The following is a 19,298-nucleotide window of genomic DNA, read 5'->3' as shown; positions in this document are numbered from 1 at the left end:
GCATGACCGCCTTCGCGCTCTCGGACCTGACGACGTCCCTCCGCATCCCGCCCGGCACCGGCGCCATCGACCTGTCCGCGATCGAGACGAACGCGGCCCCCGGATTCGACGGCGACAAGAAGGCGGGGGAGGCCGCGCTGCTCGCGCTGGCGCCGGAGCTGGCCGACCTGCAGGAGCGGCTGTTCGCCGAGGGGCGGGCCGGGGGACGCCGCAACATCCTGCTGGTCCTGCAGGGGATGGACACGTCCGGCAAGGGCGGCACGCTGCGCTCGACGGTGGGGCTGGTCGACCCGCAGGGCGTCCGGATCACGTCCTTCAAGGCGCCGACCCGCGAGGAGCTGGCCCACGACTTCCTGTGGCGGATCACCAAGGCGCTGCCCGAGGTGGGCATGCTCGGGGTGTTCGACCGCTCGCACTACGAGGACGTCCTCATCGCGCGGGTCCGCGAGCTGGCGCCGAAGGACGAGATCGAGCGCCGCTACGACGCGATCAACGCCTGGGAGGCCGAGCTGGCCGCCGAGGGGACGACGATCATCAAGTGCATGCTGCACATCTCGGCCGCCGAGCAGAAGGAGCGCCTGCTGGCCCGGCTCGACGACGAGACGAAGTACTGGAAGTACAACCCCGGCGACGTCGACGAGCGCGAGCTGTGGCCGGCGTACCAGGAGGCCTACGAGATCGCGATCGCGCGGACCAACACCAAGGTCGCGCCGTGGCACGTCGTCCCGGCCGACAAGAAGTGGTACCGCAACCTCGCGATCGGCACGCTGCTGCTCGATGCGCTGCGCTCGTTCGACCTGGGCTGGCCGCCGGCGGACTTCGACGTCGAGCACGAGAAGCGCCGGCTGCTCGACGAGAAGCCTCTCTGAGCATGGAGCAGGTCAAGGTCACCCGCTACGTCACGCCCCTCCGCGAGGGCGGCAGCCTGCCAGGTGTGGTCGAGGCGGACGATCTCGGCACGTACGTCTGCAAGTTCCGCGGCGCCGGTCAGGGGCCGCGGGTGCTGGTCGCCGAGGTGGTCGTCGCCGGGCTGGCCCGGCTGCTCGACATCCCGACGCCGGACCAGGTGGTGCTCGACGTCGACCCGGCGATCGCCCGCTACGAGGCGGACGAGGAGGTCCAGGACCTGCTCAACGCGAGCGCGGGGCTCAACCTGGGCATCGACTTCCTGCCGGGCAGCTTCGGCTACGACCCGACGAGCACCCCCGACCCCGACCTCGCCGGCCGGGTGCTGTGGCTCGACTCGTTCACGGCCAACGTCGACCGCAGCTGGCGCAACCCCAACCTGCTGGTCTGGCGCGGCACGCTCCAGGCGATCGACCACGGGGCGTCGCTCTACTTCCACCACTCGTGGTCCGGCGGGCCGGGCGACCCGGCGCGCTTCGCGAGGCAGCCCTACGACGCGTCCGAGCACGTCCTCGGCGCGTACGCCGAGCAGGCGCGCGCCCAGGACGCCGACCTGGCCGCGCGGCTGACCGACGCGGCGCTCACCGCCGTCCTCGCCGACGTCTGCGACGACTGGCTCGAGCCGGTCCCGGACGCCGAGACGCCCGAGGCCCTGCGCGAGCGGTACGTCGCCTTCCTGACCGCCCGCCGCGACGGCGGCCGCCCGTGGCTGCCCGAGGTGCTCGCCGAGGCGGACGCGTGACGACGTACCACCCCTACCAGTACGTCGCCCTGCGGTGCGTGCCCCGCGTCGAGCGGGAGGAGTTCGTCAACGTGGGCGTCGTGGTCTACTGCCCGGGCGCCGACTTCCTCGGCGTGCGGTCGGCAGTCGACGGCGACCGGATCCGGGCGCTGCACGCCGACGTCGACCTCCGCGCCGTCGAAGCGGCGCTGGCCGCCGTCGAGAAGGTGTGCAGCGGCGAGGCGCACCGCGGCTTCGGGATCGGCGAGCGCGCGACCGCCTACGGCTCGCGCGCGCAGAAGGACGACGCGAGCACCCGCTTCGGCTTCCTCAAGGCGCCCAAGAGCACGGTGCTGCAGCCGGGCCCGGTCCACGGCGGCGTGACCGCTGACCCCGCCCGGACGCTGGAGCACCTGCTCGAGGCGCTAGTCCTCTGAGCGGCGTCCGCACTTGACCGACGAAACTCACGCTTGACCGACGGAACTTCATCGGTCCAGTGCGAGTTTCGCCGGTCGACCGGCGAAACTGTCTCAGACCGGAACGAGCTCGACCGCGCCGACCGCGTACCGCGCGAGGATCGTCCGGGCGATCTCCGGGTGCGCGCCGAGCGGCTCGGAGACGGCGACGGCGCCGGCCTCGAGGGCGAGCTCGGTGGCCCGGTCGACCAGGTTGCCCGGGGCCAGGAAGAGCGAGGCGACGGCGATGTGCCGGCGGCCCTCGGCGCGGAAGGCGCGGACCGCCTCGCCGGTGGCCGGTGGAGCGCTGGTGGCGTACGCCGCGGTGACGGGCAGCCGGTGGTGGGTGCCCCAGAGCCGGGCGAGGCGGGCGACGGCCTGGTTGGCGAGCGGGTCGGACGTGCCGGCGGCGGCCAGGACGAGGGCGTCGAGCTCGCGGACCCGGGCGCCGCTGAGCGCCTCGCGCAGGCGCTCGTCGAGCACCTCGAGGAAGCGCGGCTCGAGGCCGAGCACCTGGGTGGCGCGGATCTGCAGGCCCGGGTGCCGGGCCGTCGCCTCGGCGATCGCCTCGGGCACGTCGACCCGTGCGTGGAACGCCTCGACCAGCAGCAGCGGGACGACGACGATCTCGTCGTACCCGGCCTTCACCAGCCGGTCCACGACGGTGTGGAAGCCGGGCTTGGCGAGGTCGAGGAACGCCTTCTCGATGCGCAGGTCGGGACGCAACGCCTTCGTCGCGTCGACCAGAGCACTGACGGTGGCGGCCGAGCGGGGGTCTCGGCTGCCGTGGGCCAGAGCGATGAGAGCCGGAGCGGTCATCGTCGGTCACCCCTTTCCTCGATGGGTGCGGGCGATCCGGTCATGAGTGGATCCCGCACTCGGTCTTGTTCGTCCCGGCCCAGCGACCACTGCGCGGGTCCTCGCCGGGGGCGACCCGGCGGGTGCAGGGCGCGCAGCCGATGGACGGGTAGCCGTCGTAGACGAGCGGGTTGACGAGCACGCCGTTCTCGGCGATGTAGCGCTCGACCTGCTCGTCGCTCCACCGGGCGATGGGGGAGACCTTGACCTTCTGCTTCTTGGCGTCCCAGCCGATCACCGGAGCGATCACCCGGTTGTGCGTCTCGGCGCGGCGCAGGCCGGTCGCCCAGGCGTCGTAGCGCGCGAGCGAGTCGGCGAGCGGCTTGACCTTGCGCAGCGCGCAGCACAGGTCGGGGTCGCGCTTGTAGAGCTCGGGGCCGTGCTCGGCGTCCTGCTCGGCGACCGTCTGCACCGGGGTGATGGAGATGAGGTTGACGTTCATCGTCGCCTGGACGGCGTCACGGGTGCCGATCGTCTCGACGAAGTGGTAGCCGGTGTCGAGGAAGACGACGTCGACGCCGGGCACGACCTTCTCGGCGAGGTGCGCCAGGACGGCGTCCCCCATGGAGGAGGTGATGCAGAACCGCTCGCCGAAGGTGGCGGCGGCCCACTCGATGATGACCTCGGCGGGGGCGAGCTCCAGCTCGGCGCCCCAGTGGGAGACGATCTCGCGGAGCTCCTCGGGCGACCGGCCGTCGGTGTGCGACCCGCGGAACTCGCGAGCCGCGCGCGTGGTGGCGGTGGTCATGAGGCACCTCCTTCTTCGTTGGCTGTGGGGTGGGTGCTGCTGGCGGACGACGGCCGGCGGGTGAGGCCGAGCAGCTCCACCTTGAAGGCCCGGCGACAGCCCCGGCATTCCCAGCCGGTCGGCTCGTGCGGCCACAGGTCGGTCTCGCCGCAGTAGGGGCAGTGGTAGGGAACCGCCCGCGACGACACCGACTCCTCGGACATCAGACGGACTCCAGCGCCTTCTCGCCGCGCAGCAGGTCCTCGTCGGCGCGGTGCACCCAGGCGTCGAACGCCTCGCCCTCGGTGCGGTCGGCGAGGTAGTTGCGCACGACGGTCGAGACGTAGTCGTCGAGACCCGCGCTGGTGACCTTGTGGGCGCGCAGCTTGCGGCCGAAGTTGGCGCGCAGGCCGACCGCACCGCCGAGGTGCACCTGGAAGCCCTCGACCTGCTCGCCGTGCTCGTCGACGACGAGCTGGCCCTTGAGGCCGAAGTCGGCGACCTGGGTGCGGGCGCAGGCGTTGGGGCAGCCGTTGACGTTGATGGTGATGGGCGTGTCGAGGTCGGGGAAGCGGCGCTCGAGCTCGTCGACCAGGTCGCTGGCGCGGTTCTTCGTGTCGACGATGGCCAGCTTGCAGAACTCGATGCCGGTGCAGGCCATCGTGTTGCGCCGCCAGGCCGACGGGCGGGCGCTGAGGCCGATCGCATCGAGACGGTCGAGCAGCGCGTCGACGACGTCGCCGTCGACGCCGATCAGCACCAGCTTCTGGTACGGCGTGAGGCGGGCGCCGGCGACGCCGAACTCCTCGATCAGGTCGGCGAGCTGGACCAGCAGCGTCCCGGAGACCCGGCCGGCCGTCGGCGCGATGCCGACGTAGAACTTGCCGTCCTTCTGCTCGTGCACGCCGATGTGGTCGCGCTGACCCACCGGCGAGTCCGGCGAGGCGAGCGTCTCGAGCTTCTTGCCGAGGTACTCGTTCTCGAGGACCTCGCGGAACTTCTCGACGCCCCAGTCGGCGACCAGGAACTTGAGCCGGGCCCGCGACCGCAGCCGGCGGTAGCCGTAGTCGCGGAAGATGCCGGCCACGCCGGACCACACGTCGGGGACCTCGTCGAGCGGGATCCACACGCCGAGCTTCTGGGCGAGCATCGGGTTGGTCGACAGGCCACCGCCGACCCAGACGTCGAAGCCGGGGCCGTGCTCGGGGTGGACGGCGCCGACGAAGGAGACGTCGTTGGTCTCGGGCGAGACGTCGTGGCTCGGGTGACCGGTGAGCGCGGTCTTGAACTTGCGGGGGAAGTTCGAGAAGTCCTTGTTGCCGATGAACCGGCGCTCGATCTCCTGCAGCGCCGAGGTGCCGTCGATGATCTCGTCCTTGGCCACGCCGGCGACCGGCGAGCCGAGGAAGGGGCGGGGCGAGTCGCCGCAGGCCTCCAGCGAGTGCAGGCCGACGGCCTCGAGCCGCTCCCAGATCTCCGGGACGCTCTCGATCTCGATCCAGTGGTACTGGATGTTCTCGCGGTCGGTGACGTCGGCGGTGTCGCGCGCGAAGTCGACGCCGATCTGGCCCAGCGTGCGCACCGCGTCGGCGGAGAGCAGCTTGCCGTCGGAGCGGACCCGCAGCATGAAGTAGCGGTCGTCCAGCTCCTCCTCCTCCATCGAGCCGGTGCGGCCGCCGTCGATGCCGGGCTTGCGCTGGGTGTAGAGCCCCATCCAGCGGAACCGGCCGCGCAGGTCGGCGGGGTCGATGGAGTCGAAGCCGCGCTTGGAGTAGGTGTAGAGGATCCGGTCGCGGACGTTGAGCGGGTCGTCGTCCTTCTTGGACTGCTCGTTCTTGTTCAGCGGCTCGGTGTACCCGAAGGCCCACTGGCCCTCCGCACGGCGGGGGCGGGGCACCTCGGTGTGACGCGGAGGCTGGGACTGGAAGCGCAGGTCAGGCATGCGGAGAGGAGGTCCTTCGCTGAGGGGCGCGGGAAGTCGCGCGGTCGAGGGGGAGTGTCGGCGGGATCAGCGAGGCCAACACATCATGCTGCGCGTGCGCCCGAAGTCCACGTGGCGTCGAACCACGAGGTGCGCGTGAGTGGCAGCAGTGACCATGTCAATGAGTCTCATCCCTCGGACGCCTGGTCCACAACCTCGAATCTCATGATCCGGACTCGCGTCTCACGATGTGGGCAGAAGGGTGGTCGGGCCCGCCCGATCCCGCGGGAGCTGCGACGCACGTCACACCAGGCGGCGCCTCTCACGACGCCAGCCAGGACGCCGTACCCGGGCCTGCGAACGCGCCGAGCGAGCGGCACTACGCTGGGCGCCATGAGCGACAACTCCCTGAACGGCGGGCTCGTCAGCAGCGCCTACAACCAGGCCCTCGAGGTCATCGCCTCCGTCGAGCCCCGGGTCGCCGCGGCGACCCGCCAGGAGCTGGCCGACCAGCGGGCCTCGCTCAAGCTGATCGCCAGCGAGAACTACGCCTCGCCGGCCGTCCTGCTGACCATGGGCACCTGGTTCAGCGACAAGTACGCCGAGGGAACCGTCGGTCACCGCTTCTACGCCGGCTGCCAGAACGTCGACACCGTCGAGTCGCTCGCCGCCGAGCACGCGCGCGAGCTGTTCGGTGCCGAGTACGCCTACGTCCAGCCGCACTCCGGCATCGACGCCAACCTGACGGCCTACTGGGCGATCCTGGCCCACCGGGTCGAGGGCCCCTGGCTCACCGACGCCGGCGTGAAGAACATGAACGACCTGTCCGAGGCCGACTGGGAGAAGCTGCGGGCCGCGCTCGGCAACCAGCGCCTGCTCGGCATGAGCCTCGACGCGGGCGGCCACCTGACCCACGGGTTCCGCCCGAACATCAGCGGCAAGATGTTCCACCAGAACCAGTACGGCACCGACCCGGCCACCGGGCTCGTCGACTACGACGCGCTGCGGGCCAAGGCCAAGGAGTTCAAGCCGCTCATCCTGGTCGCCGGCTACTCGGCGTACCCGCGCCGGGTGAACTTCGCCAAGATGCGCGAGATCGCCGACGAGGTCGGCGCCACCCTCATGGTCGACATGGCCCACTTCGCCGGTCTGGTCGCCGGCAAGGTGTTCACAGGCGACGAGGACCCGGTGCCCCACGCCCACGTCGTCACCTCGACCTCGCACAAGTCGCTGCGCGGCCCGCGCGGCGGCTTCATCCTGGCCACCGAGGAGTACGCCCCGAGCGTCGACCGCGGCTGCCCGATGGTCCTCGGTGGCCCGCTCTCGCACGTGATGGCGGCGAAGGCCGTGGCGTTCGCCGAGGCGCGGACCCCCGAGTTCCAGACCTACGCGCAGAACATCGCCGACAACGCGCAGACGCTGGCCGAGGGCCTGATGAAGCGCGGCACCAAGCTCGTCACCGACGGCACCGACAACCACATCGTGCTGCTCGACGTCAGCTCGTTCGGGCTGACCGGCCGCCAGGCCGAGTCGGCGCTGCTCGACGCCGGCGTGGTCACCAACCGCAACTCGGTCCCGGCCGACCCCAACGGCGCCTGGTACACCTCGGGCATCCGGGTCGGCACGCCGGCGCTGACCAGCCGCGGCTTCGGTGCCGACGAGTTCGACGCGGTCGCCGACCTCATCGTCGAGGTGCTCCAGAACACCCAGGCCGGGACGACGTCCGCGGGCGCGCCGTCGAAGGCGTCGTACGTCCTCGGCGACGGGGTGGCCGACAAGGTCCGGGCCCGCTCGGCCGAGCTGCTCGACAAGCACCCGCTCTACCCGGGTCTCGACCTGGCCTGAGTCAGCGCCAGGTGTAGGCCACCTCCGGTCGGCCGCCGACCCCGCGGTAGCGGGCCCGGCGGTCGGCCAGGCCCTGGTCCGCGAGGTGCTCGAGGTAGCGCCGCGCGGTCACCCGGGAGCTGCCGATCACCTCGGCGACCTCGCTCGCCGACAGGTCGCCTGCGGCCTCGCGCAGCGCGGTCGTGACGGCGCGCAGCGTCTCGGCGCTCATCCCCTTGGGCAGCGGGGTGCCGGCCGTGGGACGCAGCGAGCCCAGCAGCCGGTCCACCTCGTCCTGGACGACCTCGGCGGGCGCGGCGGCGAGCTGGGCGCGGTAGTCGGCGTACTGCTCGAGCTTGGCGCGGAAGGTCGCGAACGTGAACGGCTTGAGCAGGTAGAGGGCGACCCCCTGGCCGACGGCCTGTCGGACCACCTGGGTGTCGCGCGCCGCGGTGACTGCGATGACGTCGCAGTGGTGGCCGGCGCTGCGCAGCCCGGCGAGCAGGCCCAGGCCGTGCCCGTCGGGCAGGTTGAGGTCGAGCAGGACGAGGTCGATGGGCGCGCCCGCGTCCCGCGCGGCGTCGAGGGCCCGCGCGGCCTCGCGTGCCGAGCGCGCGACGCCGGCGAGCGTGAAGCCGCCGACCCGGTCGACGTACGACGCGTGCGCCTCGGCGGCCAGCGCCTCGTCCTCGACGACGAGGACCCGCACCGTCATCGCCCGGCCTCCGTGCGCAGGGTGACCGTGAACTCGGCGCCGCCGAGCGCCGAGCGCCCGATCGCGACGTCCCCGCCGTGCCGGCGCGCCACCTGGCCGACGAGCGCCAGGCCCAGGCCGCGGCCGGTGCCGGGCTGGGCCTTCGTCGTCCAGCCCCGGTCGAGCACGCGCGCGATCGCGGCGTCGTCGAGGCCCGGGCCGCTGTCGCCGACCTGAACGGTGAGGGCGGTGCCGTCGCCGGAGAGCCGGACCTCGACCTGGCGCGGCTCGCTCGCGGCGACCGCGTCGAAGGCATTGTCGACCAGGTTGCCCAGGACGGTCACCAGGTCGCGCGGCGGGACGCCGCTGCCGGGCGGCAGCTCGCCGGAGATCCGCAGGTCGACGCCGTGCTCGGCGGCCTCGGCCGACTTGCCGAGCAGCAGCGCGGCGACGACCGGGTCGTCGACCGCGCCCACCACCCGGTCGGTGAGGAGCTGGGCGAGGTGGAGCTCGTCGGTGGCGAAGGCGACCGCGTCGTCGGGCCGGCCCATCTCGATCAAGGACACGACCGTGTGCAGCCGGTTCGCCGACTCGTGGTTCTGCGAGCGCAGCGACTCGGTCAGCCGCCGGACGACCTCGAGCTCGCCGGTCACCGACCGCAGCTCGGTGTGGTCGCGCAGCGTCACGACGGAGCCGACGTCCCGGCCGTTCCAGCGGGCGGGCGCCGACGAGACGACGAGGATCCGCTCACCGGCCAGGTAGAGGTCGTCGGACTCCGCCGTCCGCCCGCGAGCGGCGGCGACGAGCGCCGGGGCGAGGCCCAGGTCCTCGATCGCGGTGCCGAGGACGTCGTCGGGGAGCGCGAGCAGCCGGCGCGCCTCGTCGTTGACGAGCTGGACCCGGCCCGCGCCGTCGAGCAGCAGCAGGCCCTCGCGCACCGAGTGGAGGACCGCCGAGTAGTACTCGTACATCCGGGCCAGCTCCTGCTCGCCCAGGCCGTGGGTGACCCGGTGCACCCGCCGGCCCAGCAGCCACGCGCCGGCGAGCGCGACGAGCAGCAGCGCGCCGCCGACGAGCCCGATCACGGTGACGTCGCGGCGCAGTCCCCGGTTGATGTCGCTGACCCGGATGCCGACGGAGACGAGCGCGACGACCTGCCCGCCGTCGCGCACGGGGACGACGGTGCGCACCGACGGGCCGAGCGTGCCCGTGTACTGCTGGGTGAACACCGTGCCCTGCGGCGCATCGCCCAGGTCGCCGACGAACCTCCCGCCGATCTGGCTCGGGTCGGGGTGGGTGTAGCGGGTGCGGTCGAGTCCCATCACGACGACGAAGTCGGTGTCGGTGTCGCGGCGGACCTCCTCGGTCCACGGCTGAAGGGTCGCCGTCGGGTCGCCGGAGCGCAGCGCGGCACGGACGGTGGGGGAGTCGGCGACGGTCTGGGCGACTGCGACGGCGCGCTGGGTCGCCCGGCTGCGCGAGTCGCGGCGCGCGTCGTACGACGCCATCAGGATGCCGGTCAGCACGAGCAGCAGGACCAGCCCGACCTGGAGGAGCAGCACCTGCCGGGCGACGGGGGCGTCGCGGAACGGACGGGGCAGGCGCACGTCCTCATTGTCGCCCACCGGGGCCGCGCTTCGGGGGAGCCGTTGTGGCGCCCGTCACGAACTCAACGAACACAACGGTGACGGTGGTCACTCCCGGTCGCACAGTTGCGGAGAACCCCAGCCCGGACCAGGAGGAACCATGGGCACCACCAGCACGGCGAGCGCAGCCCGGCAGGGCGCGCGCACCCACTACCTGTACCTCGCGGTGATCGGCGCGGTGCTGCTCGGCATCGCGACCGGCCTGCTCTTCCCGGGCTTCGCGGTCGAGCTGAAGCCGCTCGGCGAGGGCTTCGTGAACCTCATCAAGATGATGATCCAGCCGATCATCTTCTGCACGATCGTGCTGGGCGTCGGCTCGGTCGCCAGCGCGGCCAAGGTCGGCCGGGTCGGCGGCATGGCGCTCGGGTACTTCCTGCTGATGTCGACGGTCGCGCTGACCATCGGCATGGTGGTCGGCAACCTGCTCCACCCCGGCGACGGCCTGCACATCACCGAGCAGGCGGCCGCGACCGCCCAGGCGAAGGCGGCCGAGGGCCACGCCGACACCACGGCCTTCCTGCTGGGGATCATCCCGACGTCGCTCTTCAGCGCGTTCACCAGCGGCAGCGTGCTGCAGACGCTCTTCGTCGCCCTGCTCGTCGGCTTCGCGCTCCAGCGGATGGGCGCGGTCGGCGCCCCCGTCCTCACCGTCGTGGGCCACCTGCAGCGCCTCGTCTTCCGGCTGCTCGCCATGATCATGTGGGTCGCGCCGGTCGGTGCGTTCGGCGCGATGGCGGCCGTGACCGGCCAGGGCGGCGTCGACGCGCTCAAGAGCCTCGCCGTGCTGATGATCGGGTTCTACGTCACCTGCCTGCTGTTCGTCTTCGTCGTGCTCGGCGCGCTCCTCAAGCTGGCCACCGGCATCAACATCTTCGCGCTGCTGCGCTACCTGGGCCGCGAGTTCCTGCTGATCCTGGCGACGTCCTCCTCGGAGTCCGCGCTGCCCCGGGCGATCGCGAAGCTCGAGCACGCCGGCGTCGACAAGACCACCGTGGGCGTCGTCATCCCGACGGGCTACTCGTTCAACCTCGACGGCACCGCGATCTACCTGACCATGGCCTCGATCTTCATCGCCGAGGCGGTCGGCAGCCCGCTCGCCGTCGGCGAGCAGGTCTCGCTCCTGCTGTTCATGATGATCGCCGCCAAGGGCGCGGCCGGCGTCACCGGCTCCGGCATGGCCGTCCTGGCCGGCGGGCTCCAGTCGCACCGGCCCGAGCTGGTCGACGGCGTCGGGCTCATCGTCGGCATCGACCGGTTCATGTCCGAGGCCCGGGCGCTGACCAACTTCGCCGGCAACGCCGTGGGCACCGTCCTGGTCGGCCACTGGACCGGCAGCCTCGACCGGGACCGGCTCGACCGGGTGCTGTCCGGCGCGGACCCGTTCGACGAGACCACGATGGTCGACGAGCACCCGCTCCCCGCGGCCGCCGCGACCACCGACGACGACGTCCAGGAGCGCGAGCCCGGTCTCGCGGTGACGGGCGCCTCACGCTGAGGTTCCCCGGGTCACCGGCCCCGTACGGATAGCGTGACGCCATGGCTGACGCTCCCGGGACCGGTGACCCGGGCGCGTCGTGGCCGAGGCGGGCGGGCCACCTGCTGTGGCGGCTGATCGTCACGACAGTCCGGTCCTGCCTGAAGTACCGCGTCACCGGCCTCGCGGCCGAGGGCGCGTTCTTCGCCGTCGTCTCGGTGCCGCCGCTGATCTTCGCCCTCGCCGGTGGCGTCGGCTACGTGACCGAGCACTTCACCGCGGCCCAGGTCGACGAGGTCCGCCGTGCGGTGCTCGACCTCTTCTCGCGCTTCCTGACCGACACGGCCGTCAACACGGTCATCAAGCCGACCATGAACGACGTGCTCGACGGCGGCCGCTTCGACGTCATCTCGCTCGGCTTCGTGCTCGCGCTGTGGTCGGGCTCGCGGGCGCTCAACGTCTTCGTCGACACCATCACGATCATGCACGGGCTCGGCGGGCACCGGGGGATCGTCAAGACCCGGGCTCTGTCGTTCCTGCTCTACATCCTCGCCGTCGTCACGGGGGCGGTCACGCTGCCGCTGGTGGTGGCCGGGCCCAAGCTGGTCCGGACCTGGCTGCCCAACCGCGCCGAGTTCCTGATGGGCTTCTACTGGCCGCTCATCGTGGTGATCTGCATCTGCTTCCTGGCCACGCTCTACCACGTGTCGGTGCCGGTGCGGACCAACTGGAGCTTCAACCTGCCGGGTGCGACGTTCTCGCTGGTGAGCTGGGTCCTCGGCTCCTACCTCCTGCGCTGGGTGCTGACCGTGACCGCCCAGGACTCGCACTCCATCTACGGGCCGCTGGCCGCCCCGATCGCCATCCTGGTGTGGCTCTACATCGCCGCGCTCGCCGTGCTCATCGGCGCCGGCGTCAACGCCGCGTTCGACGAGGTCTTCCCCCAGGAGACGACGCAACGGGCGCGCCGCGAGCTGGTGAGCCGCCTGCTGCGGCGCAACCCGGCGCCGGTGGAGTAGGTTCGCGGCCGTGGCCGACATGACGCGACTGGGGGAGACCCGCTCGGCGGGACAGGTCGCCCTGCCCGAGCGGGCGCGCTCGCCGTGGTGGCAGCTGGGCCGCCGGCTGCTGATGGCGCTGGGCATCCTGGTCGGCACCGTGCTGCTCGTCTACCTCGACCGGCACGGCTACCGCGACGGCGGCGACCCGGCGACCGCGGCGAACCCCAACGGCGAGATCACCCTGGTCGACGCGATCTACTACACGACCGTCACCCTGAGCACGACCGGGTACGGCGACGTGACGCCGGTCAGCGACGGCGCCCGGCTGGTCAACGCCTTCATCATCACCCCCGCCCGCATCGCATTCCTCGTCCTGTTGATCGGCACCACCCTCGAGGTGCTGGCCCAACGCGGCCGCGAGATGTTCCGGATCACCCGCTGGAGGAAGAACATGGGACACCACGTCGTCGTGATCGGCTACGGGACCAAGGGCCGCAGCGCCGTCGAGACGCTCGTCAACAACGGTCTCGACCGCGAGCGCGTCGTCGTCGTCGACCCGAGCCCGGTCGCGCTCGCCGACGCCCACGCCGACCAGCTCGCCGTCGTCACGGGCGACGCCACCCGTCGCGGCGTCCTGACGCGCGCGGGGGTCGCGGACGCCGACCAGGTGATCATCACGACCGGCCGCGACGACTCCAACGTGCTCGCCGCGCTCACCGTGCGCCAGCTCAACCCCGACGCTTGGATCGTCGCCGCCGTCAGCGAGCAGGAGAACGCGCCGCTGATGCGCCAGTCGGGCGCCGACTCGGTGATCACGTCCTCCGACGCGGTCGGCCGCCTGCTGGGCCTCTCGACGCTCTCGCCGACGCTCGGCAGCGTGATGGAGGACCTGCTCACCTACGGCGAGGGCCTCGAGGTCGCCGAGCGCGAGCTGCTCGTCAACGAGGTCGGCCGCCCGCCGCAGTCGCTGCCCGACCAGGTCATCGCCGTGGTGCGCGACGACCGGGTCTACCGCTACTTCGACCCGGTCGTGACCCTGCTCGCGCGCGGCGACCGGCTGGTCGTCGTCCGGCCGGCGAAGGAGCTGCCCTGGGCGCCGCGCCCCGGCACCCACAACGAGGACTTCGCCGCCGACGAGGACTGACCCGCGCCCGCCCGGGACCCGCCCCGGGACAGGCCGGGACGTTGGCCATGGTCCCTGGCCCGGTCGAACTAGTCCGGTCCGCGACGATCGTGCAGACCTGGCCGCGACACGCCCGCACGCGGGTGGCGCGGCGCGACATCCGACGTCTGGTCCGGCAGGGTTGCCGGCATGGGGAAGGACTTCGGACTTTACGGACCATGGGTGCGGCACGACTGGTGTCCGCGGTGCTTCCGGCGCACGGAGCAGTCGCGCTGGCACCGGCGCCGGCTCGGGGAGCCGCCCGAGCGCGGCGAGCTGCGGGTCCGCTGCCACGAGTGCTCCTCGGACGTCGTCCGCCCGCGCGGCTAGTGCGGCTGGCGCGGCGGCAGAGAGGTGCCGGGCGGCGGGGTTGGTTCCCGGCGAACGGGTACTGACGTGGCGAACCTGATCCGAGGAGGAGCCACCATGCACCGCACGAGCACCGCGCAGGACCTCGCTGACGAGCTGAGGGACCTCGTCGACGCCGTGTCGCCGAGCATCGAGTCCGCAGCGCACGCCGTCGTCGAGAAGACGCCACCGCTGATCGAGAAGAGCCGCACGCTCACCCGCGAGAAGGGGGCCCAGCTGGCCGGCGCCCTCGCCGACCGCATCCCCGACCCGGTCGTCGACCGGCTGCCCGACGCGGTCTCCGACCGGCTGCCCAGCCACGGCCACGGGAAGCGCCGCAAGCTCCTGCTGCTCGCCGGTCTCGGCGCGGTCGGCGCGGCGGTCTTCGTCGCGATCCGCCGCTCCCAGGTGCCGCCGCCGCAGCACGAGCCGCGCGCCACGACGTACCCGCGGGCAGCCGAGCCGCCCGCCGAACCGGACCCGCAGGACCGCCCCGAGTGATCCGCGGATGATCTCCGCCATTTCCCCACGGCGGACCACCCGGACCTACTAACCTCGCCAGCGGTTCCCCAACCACACGCGCCCGACGGACCCCACACTCGCCGGGCGCGGCGACGCCCCGTCCCGGTCTCGACCGGGACGGGGCGCGCGCCATTTCGGGCCGGTCCGGACCAGCGGGTAAAGCCTTGGCGGAAAGTGACCTGGGCCACGCCGCGCGGCCTACGCTGGTCGGAACGACGCAGGTCGAGGCTCGGGCGGCCGGCATCGCGCTACCGAAGACCATGGGGGTCTGCGCCTGCCCGACCCGTGGAGCCCCTCGCGGTCGCTCGACCGCACCATCCCCCACCCACCCCCGATCTCGGCCCCGCGCCTGCGCGCCCCGGGCCGTGCACGGTGAGGCGTCCCCACTCCGCCTGACCGTGGTCCCCGGAGACGTCCGGGTGTCCGCCCCGCCGCAGGAAAGCGCGCCTGCGACGGGGCGGACGTCTGCCCGGGTCAGGCGATCGTCACGGTGACGGTGTTGCTGCAGGTGCCCGCGTACGTGCTGAGGACCTGCTTCTCCGCCGCGTCGGCGCTGAGGCCCCAGCGGATCTTCACCGCGACCCACTCGGCGACGTACCGGCACTTGTCGTAGGCCGGCAGCCAGGTCGCCGGGTCCTGGTCGGACTTGGCCTGGTTGACGCTGTCGGTGACCCCCACCAGCGTGCGCCGGTCGCCGAGGTCGTTGGCGTACGCCTGCCGCCGCGCCGTCGTCCAGCCGCGGGCGCCGGAGCCCCACGCCTCGGCCAGCGGGACCATGTGGTCGATGTCGATGTCGCTCGCGCTCGTCCAGGTGGCCCGGTCGTAGTACGAGAACCAGCGCCCGGTCGCCACCGTGCACCGGCTGCTGCTCGTGTAGGTCACCGCCGCGTCGGCCTCGGCGACCAGCACCTCCGCCCTCGTGTTCTGGCAGTCGCCGTCGGCATCGACCCAGTGGGGGAAGAGCGCGCGGTCGTAGCCGCTGTTGCTCTCCGCGGCCGTCGGGACCGCCGCGACGGCCTGGGCGAGGCTGCCGGAGAAGCTCGCCGCCCGGGCGGGCGCGGGCACCGTGGCCAGGAGGGCCAGGACGGCGGCCAGGGTGAGGAGGAGTCGGGTGAGGGGGGTGGGCGTCCGAGTGCGCATGGTCCTGTGTAGCCCGCCGGGGCGGGCGAGGGGGAGAGGCGGGGCCAGAGTTCACCCGCTCGTCACGACGCCCGAAAAAGAGGAAAGGAGCGGCCGGTCCGGCCGCTCCTCGTTCTCGTGTGTCGTTCCTGGTGGGCGATACTGGGTTTGAACCAGTGACCTCTTCCGTGTCAATGGTGCAATCTTCGCAGGTCAGCGGCCTGCACCCCCGCTGACCTGCGGCTCTATCTGTCGCATAGCGTCCATTCGTGCATGGTGTGAACCGTTCCGTCCTCACGGGATCCTCACCGCGGCGGGTTCTGTCGGACCTCGGTCGTAGCGTGCCCGGCATGGACGAGCTCACCGACGCCGAGAAGACCATGCTGGACCTCGAGCGGGGCTGGTGGAAGTACCCGGGCGCGAAGGAGTCCGCCATCCACGAGCAGCTCGGCATGACGGCGACCGTCTACTACCGGTCGCTCCACCACCTCATCGCCCGCCCGGAGGCGATGGCGTACGACCCGCTGCTCGTGAAGCGTCTCCACCGCCAGGCCGTCGCGCGTCGCCGCCAGCGGTCCGCGCGCCGGCTCGGGTTTCAGCTCGACGCGCAGCTCGACTAGCGGTCGACGTTGATCCAGAGCAGGACGTGGGCCTCGGGCAGCGCGGCCTTCAGCTCGGCGAGGCCGGCGTCGTAGTCCTCGGTGTCGAGGGTGGCGATCGTGGGTTCGGTGGTGTCGTCAGTCTTGAGGCGGTGGGCGATCCGAATCTGCACCGCAGGACTCTATCGAACGGGTGTTCTATCCTCGATGGATGGGACAGCGGCACGTGTGGGTGCGGGAGAAGTTCGGGCCGCGGCACCTGCCCGGGCTGATCCTCGCCTGGCGGCAGAACCAGCACGGCGAGTGGGAGGCGTTCGTGACCTGGGACAACCAGAGCACCGCGGACGGCCAGCTCGAGACCGACTGGGTGCCGGCCGAGCGGTTGAAGCCCGTTGGCGACAGGGCGCCGAGTCAGGGCACGGCCTACGGGTGAAGCGTCCGGCTCCGCCGATGTACTTGGCGGCCCCCGGTCGGCCGAGGTGGGCTCCGGCTACGACTCGGGGGCCTGGCGTCAAGGATGCCACCACGTCATCTGGTCGTCCAGGGGCCTCGATGCGACGATGGCGCCATGGATGAGCAGGTCTCGGGGCGCATCTTCTGTCACGTCTGCGAGCAGGTCACCGACCACATCGACAAGGGCGACGAGACAGTCGCGGCCAACGGCGCCATCGTCATCCCGTGGTGGACCTGCACGGTCTGCGGCGCGGAGAATCTGAGCTGATCTTTGGGGCGGCCCTGGCCGGTCTTGGCCCACCACCCAGCCAGGGCCTCGCCGGAGTGCTCGGGGAACACGCCGACTGGTCGGGCCGTACCCGGACCACGTGCCTGCATCCGGGCGAGCTGGCGGAATGCCGAAAGCCGCCCGCCTCCCCAAAATTGGGGAGGCGGGCGGCCGTCGCCGACTTGGGCAGTCAGCGTTGCCGGATCTCGATCGTGAAGGTGCGGTCGTCGGTACGACCGCTGGTGGTCGTGATCCGGTTGGTCACGCTGTAGGTTCTTCCGACGGTCCCGCCCGTGAGCCAGATGGTGGCGGCGGTGTCCGTGTGAGACTCCCGGGAGTGATCGATGCCGTCCTCGACGATCCACGTCGAGGTCTCGATGGTGTCGCCGCCGGCGAGCCAGGGGGCCCAGTCCCGGGTGTAGTCCAGGTCGGCGTCAGGGTCCTTCGTGAAGTTCGCCATGGGGTGCTCCTAAAGGGTGCGGGACTCGGCGGCGGTGCGGGTGGTCCGCAGCTCGCCCTGGGTGGGCGTCGTGCGCTGCTCGTGCGTCGTGGTCGCGATCCGGGTGGGCGGGGTCGTGAGCTTGGGGGCGATGCTGGCGGTCACGACCGTGGCCGCGGTGACGCTGACGTCGATGAGCTGGTTGGTGACGGGCACCAGCTCGAGGAGGGTGCTTCCGTCTAGGGCGGCGCCGGCCGTCGCGTCGAGCCGGAGGGAGGCGTCGACCGCGCCGGCGGCGGCGACGGTCGTGTCGGCAATGCAGCGTCGCTGGGCGTCGGCGGTGATGACGCCGAGGCCATCAGTCGCAGCGTCAGCAGATACGTCGACGCGAGCGACGGGGGCGACGATCGCGAAGACGCTGACCGTGGTCCCCTCGAAGACCCCGAGGCTGGCGGCCGCGGTGAGACCGCCGACTGCGGCGAGCTCTCCATCGAGGGTGCCCGGGGCCGCCACGGTCGCCGAGGCGTCGACCGTGGCGGTGCCGGTCAGGATGCTGCCCGCACCGGCGCCTCGGCGAGCGGTGACGTCGTACGCTCCGGTCCCAGCCAGGGCGGCTTCGCAGGATGACCCGGTACCTGCAGTGGCGACCACTGCGCCGGTCGCGGCCACCACGCTCGTGCTGCTGGTCCCGCGGGCTCCAGCTGCGTCGACGGCAGCGGCCCCGTCGATGTTGGCTGTCGAGAAGGTCGCGCGGTGAGCTGAAGCGTCGAGGGCCCCAGCTCCGCCGAGGTCTGTGGCTACGGGGCGTCCAGCCTGGGCCGCGACCGCGATCGAGCCGGCCCCGCTCAGCGCCGCGTCGGCTGGCCGGGTCAGGGCGACGCCGGCGGTGATCGCCGCGACCCCGGCGACCGCGGCTGCGGTCGTACGGCCGAGGGCGGTTGCCGCCGTGACCGTCCCCGCGCCGCTCATGGTGGTGTCGGACGTGATCGGCACGGCGGCGACCACGATGTTGCCGACGGCGTACCCAGCGGTGGATCCGGAGCCCGTGAAGCCCCAGGTCCGGGCGCCTGTGGGGCCTGCGCCAATGATCTGGGTGGCGGCGTAGTCGGCGGAGGTGGTGGACGTGATGTCGTTGATGGCCGACGTCATCCCGGCGGGGAAGGTGACCGTCGGCGCAACGTCGTTGGCCCTGGTGGCGACCGAGATCAGGAACCGGCCTGCGCCGGCCGTGACGCTCGGCGCATCGATCGAAGCGCCCGACGCTGCGCTAGTGCCCCATGCGCCCGAGAAGGCGTCCACCGGCGCGGCCGGGTCGTGGCCGGTCACTCGCATCAGCAGCGCGTAGATCGGAGCGGTCGGCGCGGTGCCGCGCGTGAAGCTGTACGACGCCGGCTCGGACCCGCCTGCCGCGGGGTTCCACACCACCCACATGCCGGTGCCGGCAACCTGGCCGCCCCCCGTGAACCCGGAGGGCACCGTCAGGGTCGATGCGGCGCTGCTGGTGTTGACGACCGCGAGCAGCAGGTCGCCGGTGGAGGTGCCGGCGGGCTTGGCGACCGTCGCGGTCGCCGCGAGCCCACCCGCACCACCGATCGCGTAACTCTGGATCGCGATGCCCACCGGCTACCTCCTGACGTCGAGCTGTTCGGTCTAGGACGCGACGGGGGTGATCGACACCCCGAGGGAGGTCAGCGTGAGGGTGTCGCCCGCGCCCCACGCCTTCGAGGCCGAGAGCTGGCCGGTGTACTTGCAGGACCCGGCGGTGAGGCTGTCCCAGACGCTGATGTGGGTGATGGTCTCCGAGGTGCCGCCGTTGGTCCATGCCGGCGCGGTGCCGCTCATCGTCATCGCGCCGCCGGCCGGGGCGGTGTGACTGACGGCGACTCGGGTGGTCGATCCGGCCGCGGCGTTCGCCGACCCTGCGGCGCCCGGGTCGCCGGTGTGGAGCTTGACGTAGGCGGTCGTGACGGCGGTGACGTTGGCGCCGCCGGTGCGGATGCTGTCGAGCCAGCCGTTGACGGTGGCAGCGATGAAGCCTGCGGTCATGGTGGGTTACTCCTTCTCGGTGGTGCTGGGGGCGGTGGTGGGGGCGGGCGTGACCTCGGCGGTCGCGGTCACGACCACCTCGAGGTGGGCGATCTCGGGCATCGGGTTTCGGTTC

22 protein-coding genes are annotated in these 19,298 nt (G+C 72.2%); 12 read left to right on the top strand and 10 right to left on the bottom strand.

Going from position 1 to position 19,298, the window contains the following annotated elements; all coding sequences use genetic code 11:
* The first annotated feature begins 2 nt into the window (after positions 1 to 2).
* Genes BM223_RS15395 through BM223_RS28435 form a run of 3 tightly spaced genes read left to right on the top strand, consistent with a single transcriptional unit; the run spans position 3 to position 2,064 of the window.
* Positions 3 to 869 (top strand): PPK2 family polyphosphate kinase, encoded by an 867-nt coding sequence (locus BM223_RS15395; protein ID WP_052138728.1) that lies wholly within the window; start codon positions 3 to 5, stop codon positions 867 to 869.
* Positions 870 to 871: 2 nt separating this feature from the next.
* On the top strand, positions 872 to 1,648 hold the full coding sequence (locus BM223_RS28440) for a HipA family kinase (RefSeq protein WP_038679503.1): 777 nt from the start codon (positions 872 to 874) through the stop codon (positions 1,646 to 1,648).
* Positions 1,645 to 2,064, top strand: coding sequence for a DUF3037 domain-containing protein (locus BM223_RS28435; protein ID WP_038679501.1), 420 nt, complete (start codon positions 1,645 to 1,647; stop codon positions 2,062 to 2,064). Before BM223_RS28440 ends, BM223_RS28435 begins: the two co-directional genes overlap by 4 nt.
* 93 nt (positions 2,065 to 2,157) lie before the next feature.
* On the opposite strand, the gene BM223_RS15380 is transcribed toward BM223_RS28435, so the two are convergent.
* From BM223_RS15380 to BM223_RS15370, 3 genes are all read right to left on the bottom strand, one after another.
* Positions 2,158 to 2,901: a sirohydrochlorin chelatase gene (locus tag BM223_RS15380; protein ID WP_038679499.1), complete on the bottom strand. Its 744-nt coding sequence runs from the start codon at positions 2,899 to 2,901 to the stop codon at positions 2,158 to 2,160.
* A 40-nt stretch (positions 2,902 to 2,941) separates the two neighbouring features.
* Positions 2,942 to 3,688: a phosphoadenylyl-sulfate reductase gene (locus BM223_RS15375; protein WP_038679497.1), complete on the bottom strand. Its 747-nt coding sequence runs from the start codon at positions 3,686 to 3,688 to the stop codon at positions 2,942 to 2,944.
* Positions 3,689 to 3,890: 202 nt separating this feature from the next.
* The gene (locus tag BM223_RS15370; RefSeq protein ID WP_038679495.1) at positions 3,891 to 5,609 is read right to left on the bottom strand and encodes a nitrite/sulfite reductase; all 1,719 of its coding nucleotides are present in this window, start codon (positions 5,607 to 5,609) and stop codon (positions 3,891 to 3,893) included.
* Between the two features lie 372 nt (positions 5,610 to 5,981).
* Between BM223_RS15370 and BM223_RS15365 the strand changes: the two genes are divergently transcribed.
* Entirely contained in the window at positions 5,982 to 7,433 is a 1,452-nt protein-coding gene (locus BM223_RS15365; protein WP_038679493.1) for a glycine hydroxymethyltransferase, read from the top strand.
* 1 nt (position 7,434) lies between these two features.
* On the opposite strand, the gene BM223_RS15360 is transcribed toward BM223_RS15365, so the two are convergent.
* Positions 7,435 to 8,127: a response regulator gene (locus tag BM223_RS15360; protein WP_038679491.1), complete on the bottom strand. Its 693-nt coding sequence runs from the start codon at positions 8,125 to 8,127 to the stop codon at positions 7,435 to 7,437.
* A complete protein-coding gene (locus BM223_RS15355) occupies positions 8,124 to 9,713 on the bottom strand; it encodes a sensor histidine kinase (protein WP_038679490.1) in 1,590 nt (529 codons plus the stop codon). The genes BM223_RS15360 and BM223_RS15355 overlap by 4 nt, the downstream gene beginning before the upstream one ends.
* 139 nt (positions 9,714 to 9,852) lie before the next feature.
* Here BM223_RS15355 and BM223_RS15350 point away from each other — a divergent pair, with 139 nt between their 5' ends.
* The 5 genes from BM223_RS15350 (at position 9,853) to BM223_RS15335 (ending at position 14,238) form a co-directional block, all read left to right on the top strand.
* Positions 9,853 to 11,247: a cation:dicarboxylate symporter family transporter gene (locus BM223_RS15350; RefSeq protein WP_038679486.1), complete on the top strand. Its 1,395-nt coding sequence runs from the start codon at positions 9,853 to 9,855 to the stop codon at positions 11,245 to 11,247.
* A 41-nt stretch (positions 11,248 to 11,288) separates the two neighbouring features.
* Positions 11,289 to 12,245 carry a YihY/virulence factor BrkB family protein gene (locus BM223_RS15345; protein ID WP_052138724.1) on the top strand — a complete coding sequence of 319 codons (957 nt, stop codon included), beginning with the start codon at positions 11,289 to 11,291 and terminating at the stop codon, positions 12,243 to 12,245.
* 19 nt (positions 12,246 to 12,264) lie between these two features.
* Positions 12,265 to 13,371 carry a potassium channel family protein gene (locus tag BM223_RS15340; protein ID WP_038684552.1) on the top strand — a complete coding sequence of 369 codons (1,107 nt, stop codon included), beginning with the start codon at positions 12,265 to 12,267 and terminating at the stop codon, positions 13,369 to 13,371.
* 168 nt (positions 13,372 to 13,539) lie between these two features.
* Positions 13,540 to 13,719, top strand: coding sequence for a hypothetical protein (locus BM223_RS28430; RefSeq protein WP_141267276.1), 180 nt, complete (start codon positions 13,540 to 13,542; stop codon positions 13,717 to 13,719).
* A gap of 96 nt (positions 13,720 to 13,815) precedes the next feature.
* Positions 13,816 to 14,238 (top strand): hypothetical protein, encoded by a 423-nt coding sequence (locus tag BM223_RS15335; protein ID WP_038679485.1) that lies wholly within the window; start codon positions 13,816 to 13,818, stop codon positions 14,236 to 14,238.
* 495 nt (positions 14,239 to 14,733) lie between these two features.
* Here the strand turns inward: BM223_RS15335 and BM223_RS15330 are convergent, their stop codons facing one another.
* On the bottom strand, positions 14,734 to 15,399 hold the full coding sequence (locus BM223_RS15330; RefSeq protein WP_038679484.1) for an HNH endonuclease family protein: 666 nt from the start codon (positions 15,397 to 15,399) through the stop codon (positions 14,734 to 14,736).
* Positions 15,400 to 15,728: 329 nt separating this feature from the next.
* On the opposite strand from BM223_RS15330, the gene BM223_RS15325 reads away from it, so the two are divergent.
* A complete protein-coding gene (locus BM223_RS15325; protein ID WP_052138722.1) occupies positions 15,729 to 15,998 on the top strand; it encodes a DUF3263 domain-containing protein in 270 nt (89 codons plus the stop codon).
* On the opposite strand, the gene BM223_RS29050 is transcribed toward BM223_RS15325, so the two are convergent.
* Positions 15,995 to 16,150 carry a hypothetical protein gene (locus BM223_RS29050; protein ID WP_158510206.1) on the bottom strand — a complete coding sequence of 52 codons (156 nt, stop codon included), beginning with the start codon at positions 16,148 to 16,150 and terminating at the stop codon, positions 15,995 to 15,997. The two genes, BM223_RS15325 and BM223_RS29050, sit on opposite strands and share 4 nt — an antisense overlap.
* Positions 16,151 to 16,188: 38 nt before the next feature.
* Here BM223_RS29050 and BM223_RS15320 point away from each other — a divergent pair, with 38 nt between their 5' ends.
* Both BM223_RS15320 and BM223_RS29045 read left to right on the top strand, forming a co-directional pair.
* A complete protein-coding gene (locus BM223_RS15320; RefSeq protein WP_038679482.1) occupies positions 16,189 to 16,410 on the top strand; it encodes a hypothetical protein in 222 nt (73 codons plus the stop codon).
* A 135-nt stretch (positions 16,411 to 16,545) separates the two neighbouring features.
* A complete protein-coding gene (locus BM223_RS29045) occupies positions 16,546 to 16,698 on the top strand; it encodes a hypothetical protein (RefSeq protein WP_158510205.1) in 153 nt (50 codons plus the stop codon).
* A 190-nt stretch (positions 16,699 to 16,888) separates the two neighbouring features.
* Here the strand turns inward: BM223_RS29045 and BM223_RS15315 are convergent, their stop codons facing one another.
* From BM223_RS15315 to BM223_RS15305, 3 genes are read right to left on the bottom strand one after another with little or no spacing between them, the layout of a single operon-like run.
* A complete protein-coding gene (locus BM223_RS15315; protein ID WP_038679481.1) occupies positions 16,889 to 17,158 on the bottom strand; it encodes a phage fiber-tail adaptor protein in 270 nt (89 codons plus the stop codon).
* Between the two features lie 9 nt (positions 17,159 to 17,167).
* Positions 17,168 to 18,757 carry a hypothetical protein gene (locus BM223_RS15310; protein ID WP_038679479.1) on the bottom strand — a complete coding sequence of 530 codons (1,590 nt, stop codon included), beginning with the start codon at positions 18,755 to 18,757 and terminating at the stop codon, positions 17,168 to 17,170.
* Between the two features lie 30 nt (positions 18,758 to 18,787).
* Positions 18,788 to 19,183 carry a phage tail fiber protein gene (locus BM223_RS15305; RefSeq protein ID WP_038679478.1) on the bottom strand — a complete coding sequence of 132 codons (396 nt, stop codon included), beginning with the start codon at positions 19,181 to 19,183 and terminating at the stop codon, positions 18,788 to 18,790.
* Positions 19,184 to 19,298: the final 115 nt, after the last annotated feature.

It is taken from the genome of Pimelobacter simplex (genome assembly GCF_900114845.1).
Taxonomy (GTDB): Bacteria; Actinomycetota; Actinomycetes; order Propionibacteriales; family Nocardioidaceae; genus Nocardioides; species Nocardioides simplex.
Note: the sequence above shows the minus strand (reverse complement) of the source record. Positions and strands in the feature narration are given on the sequence as shown.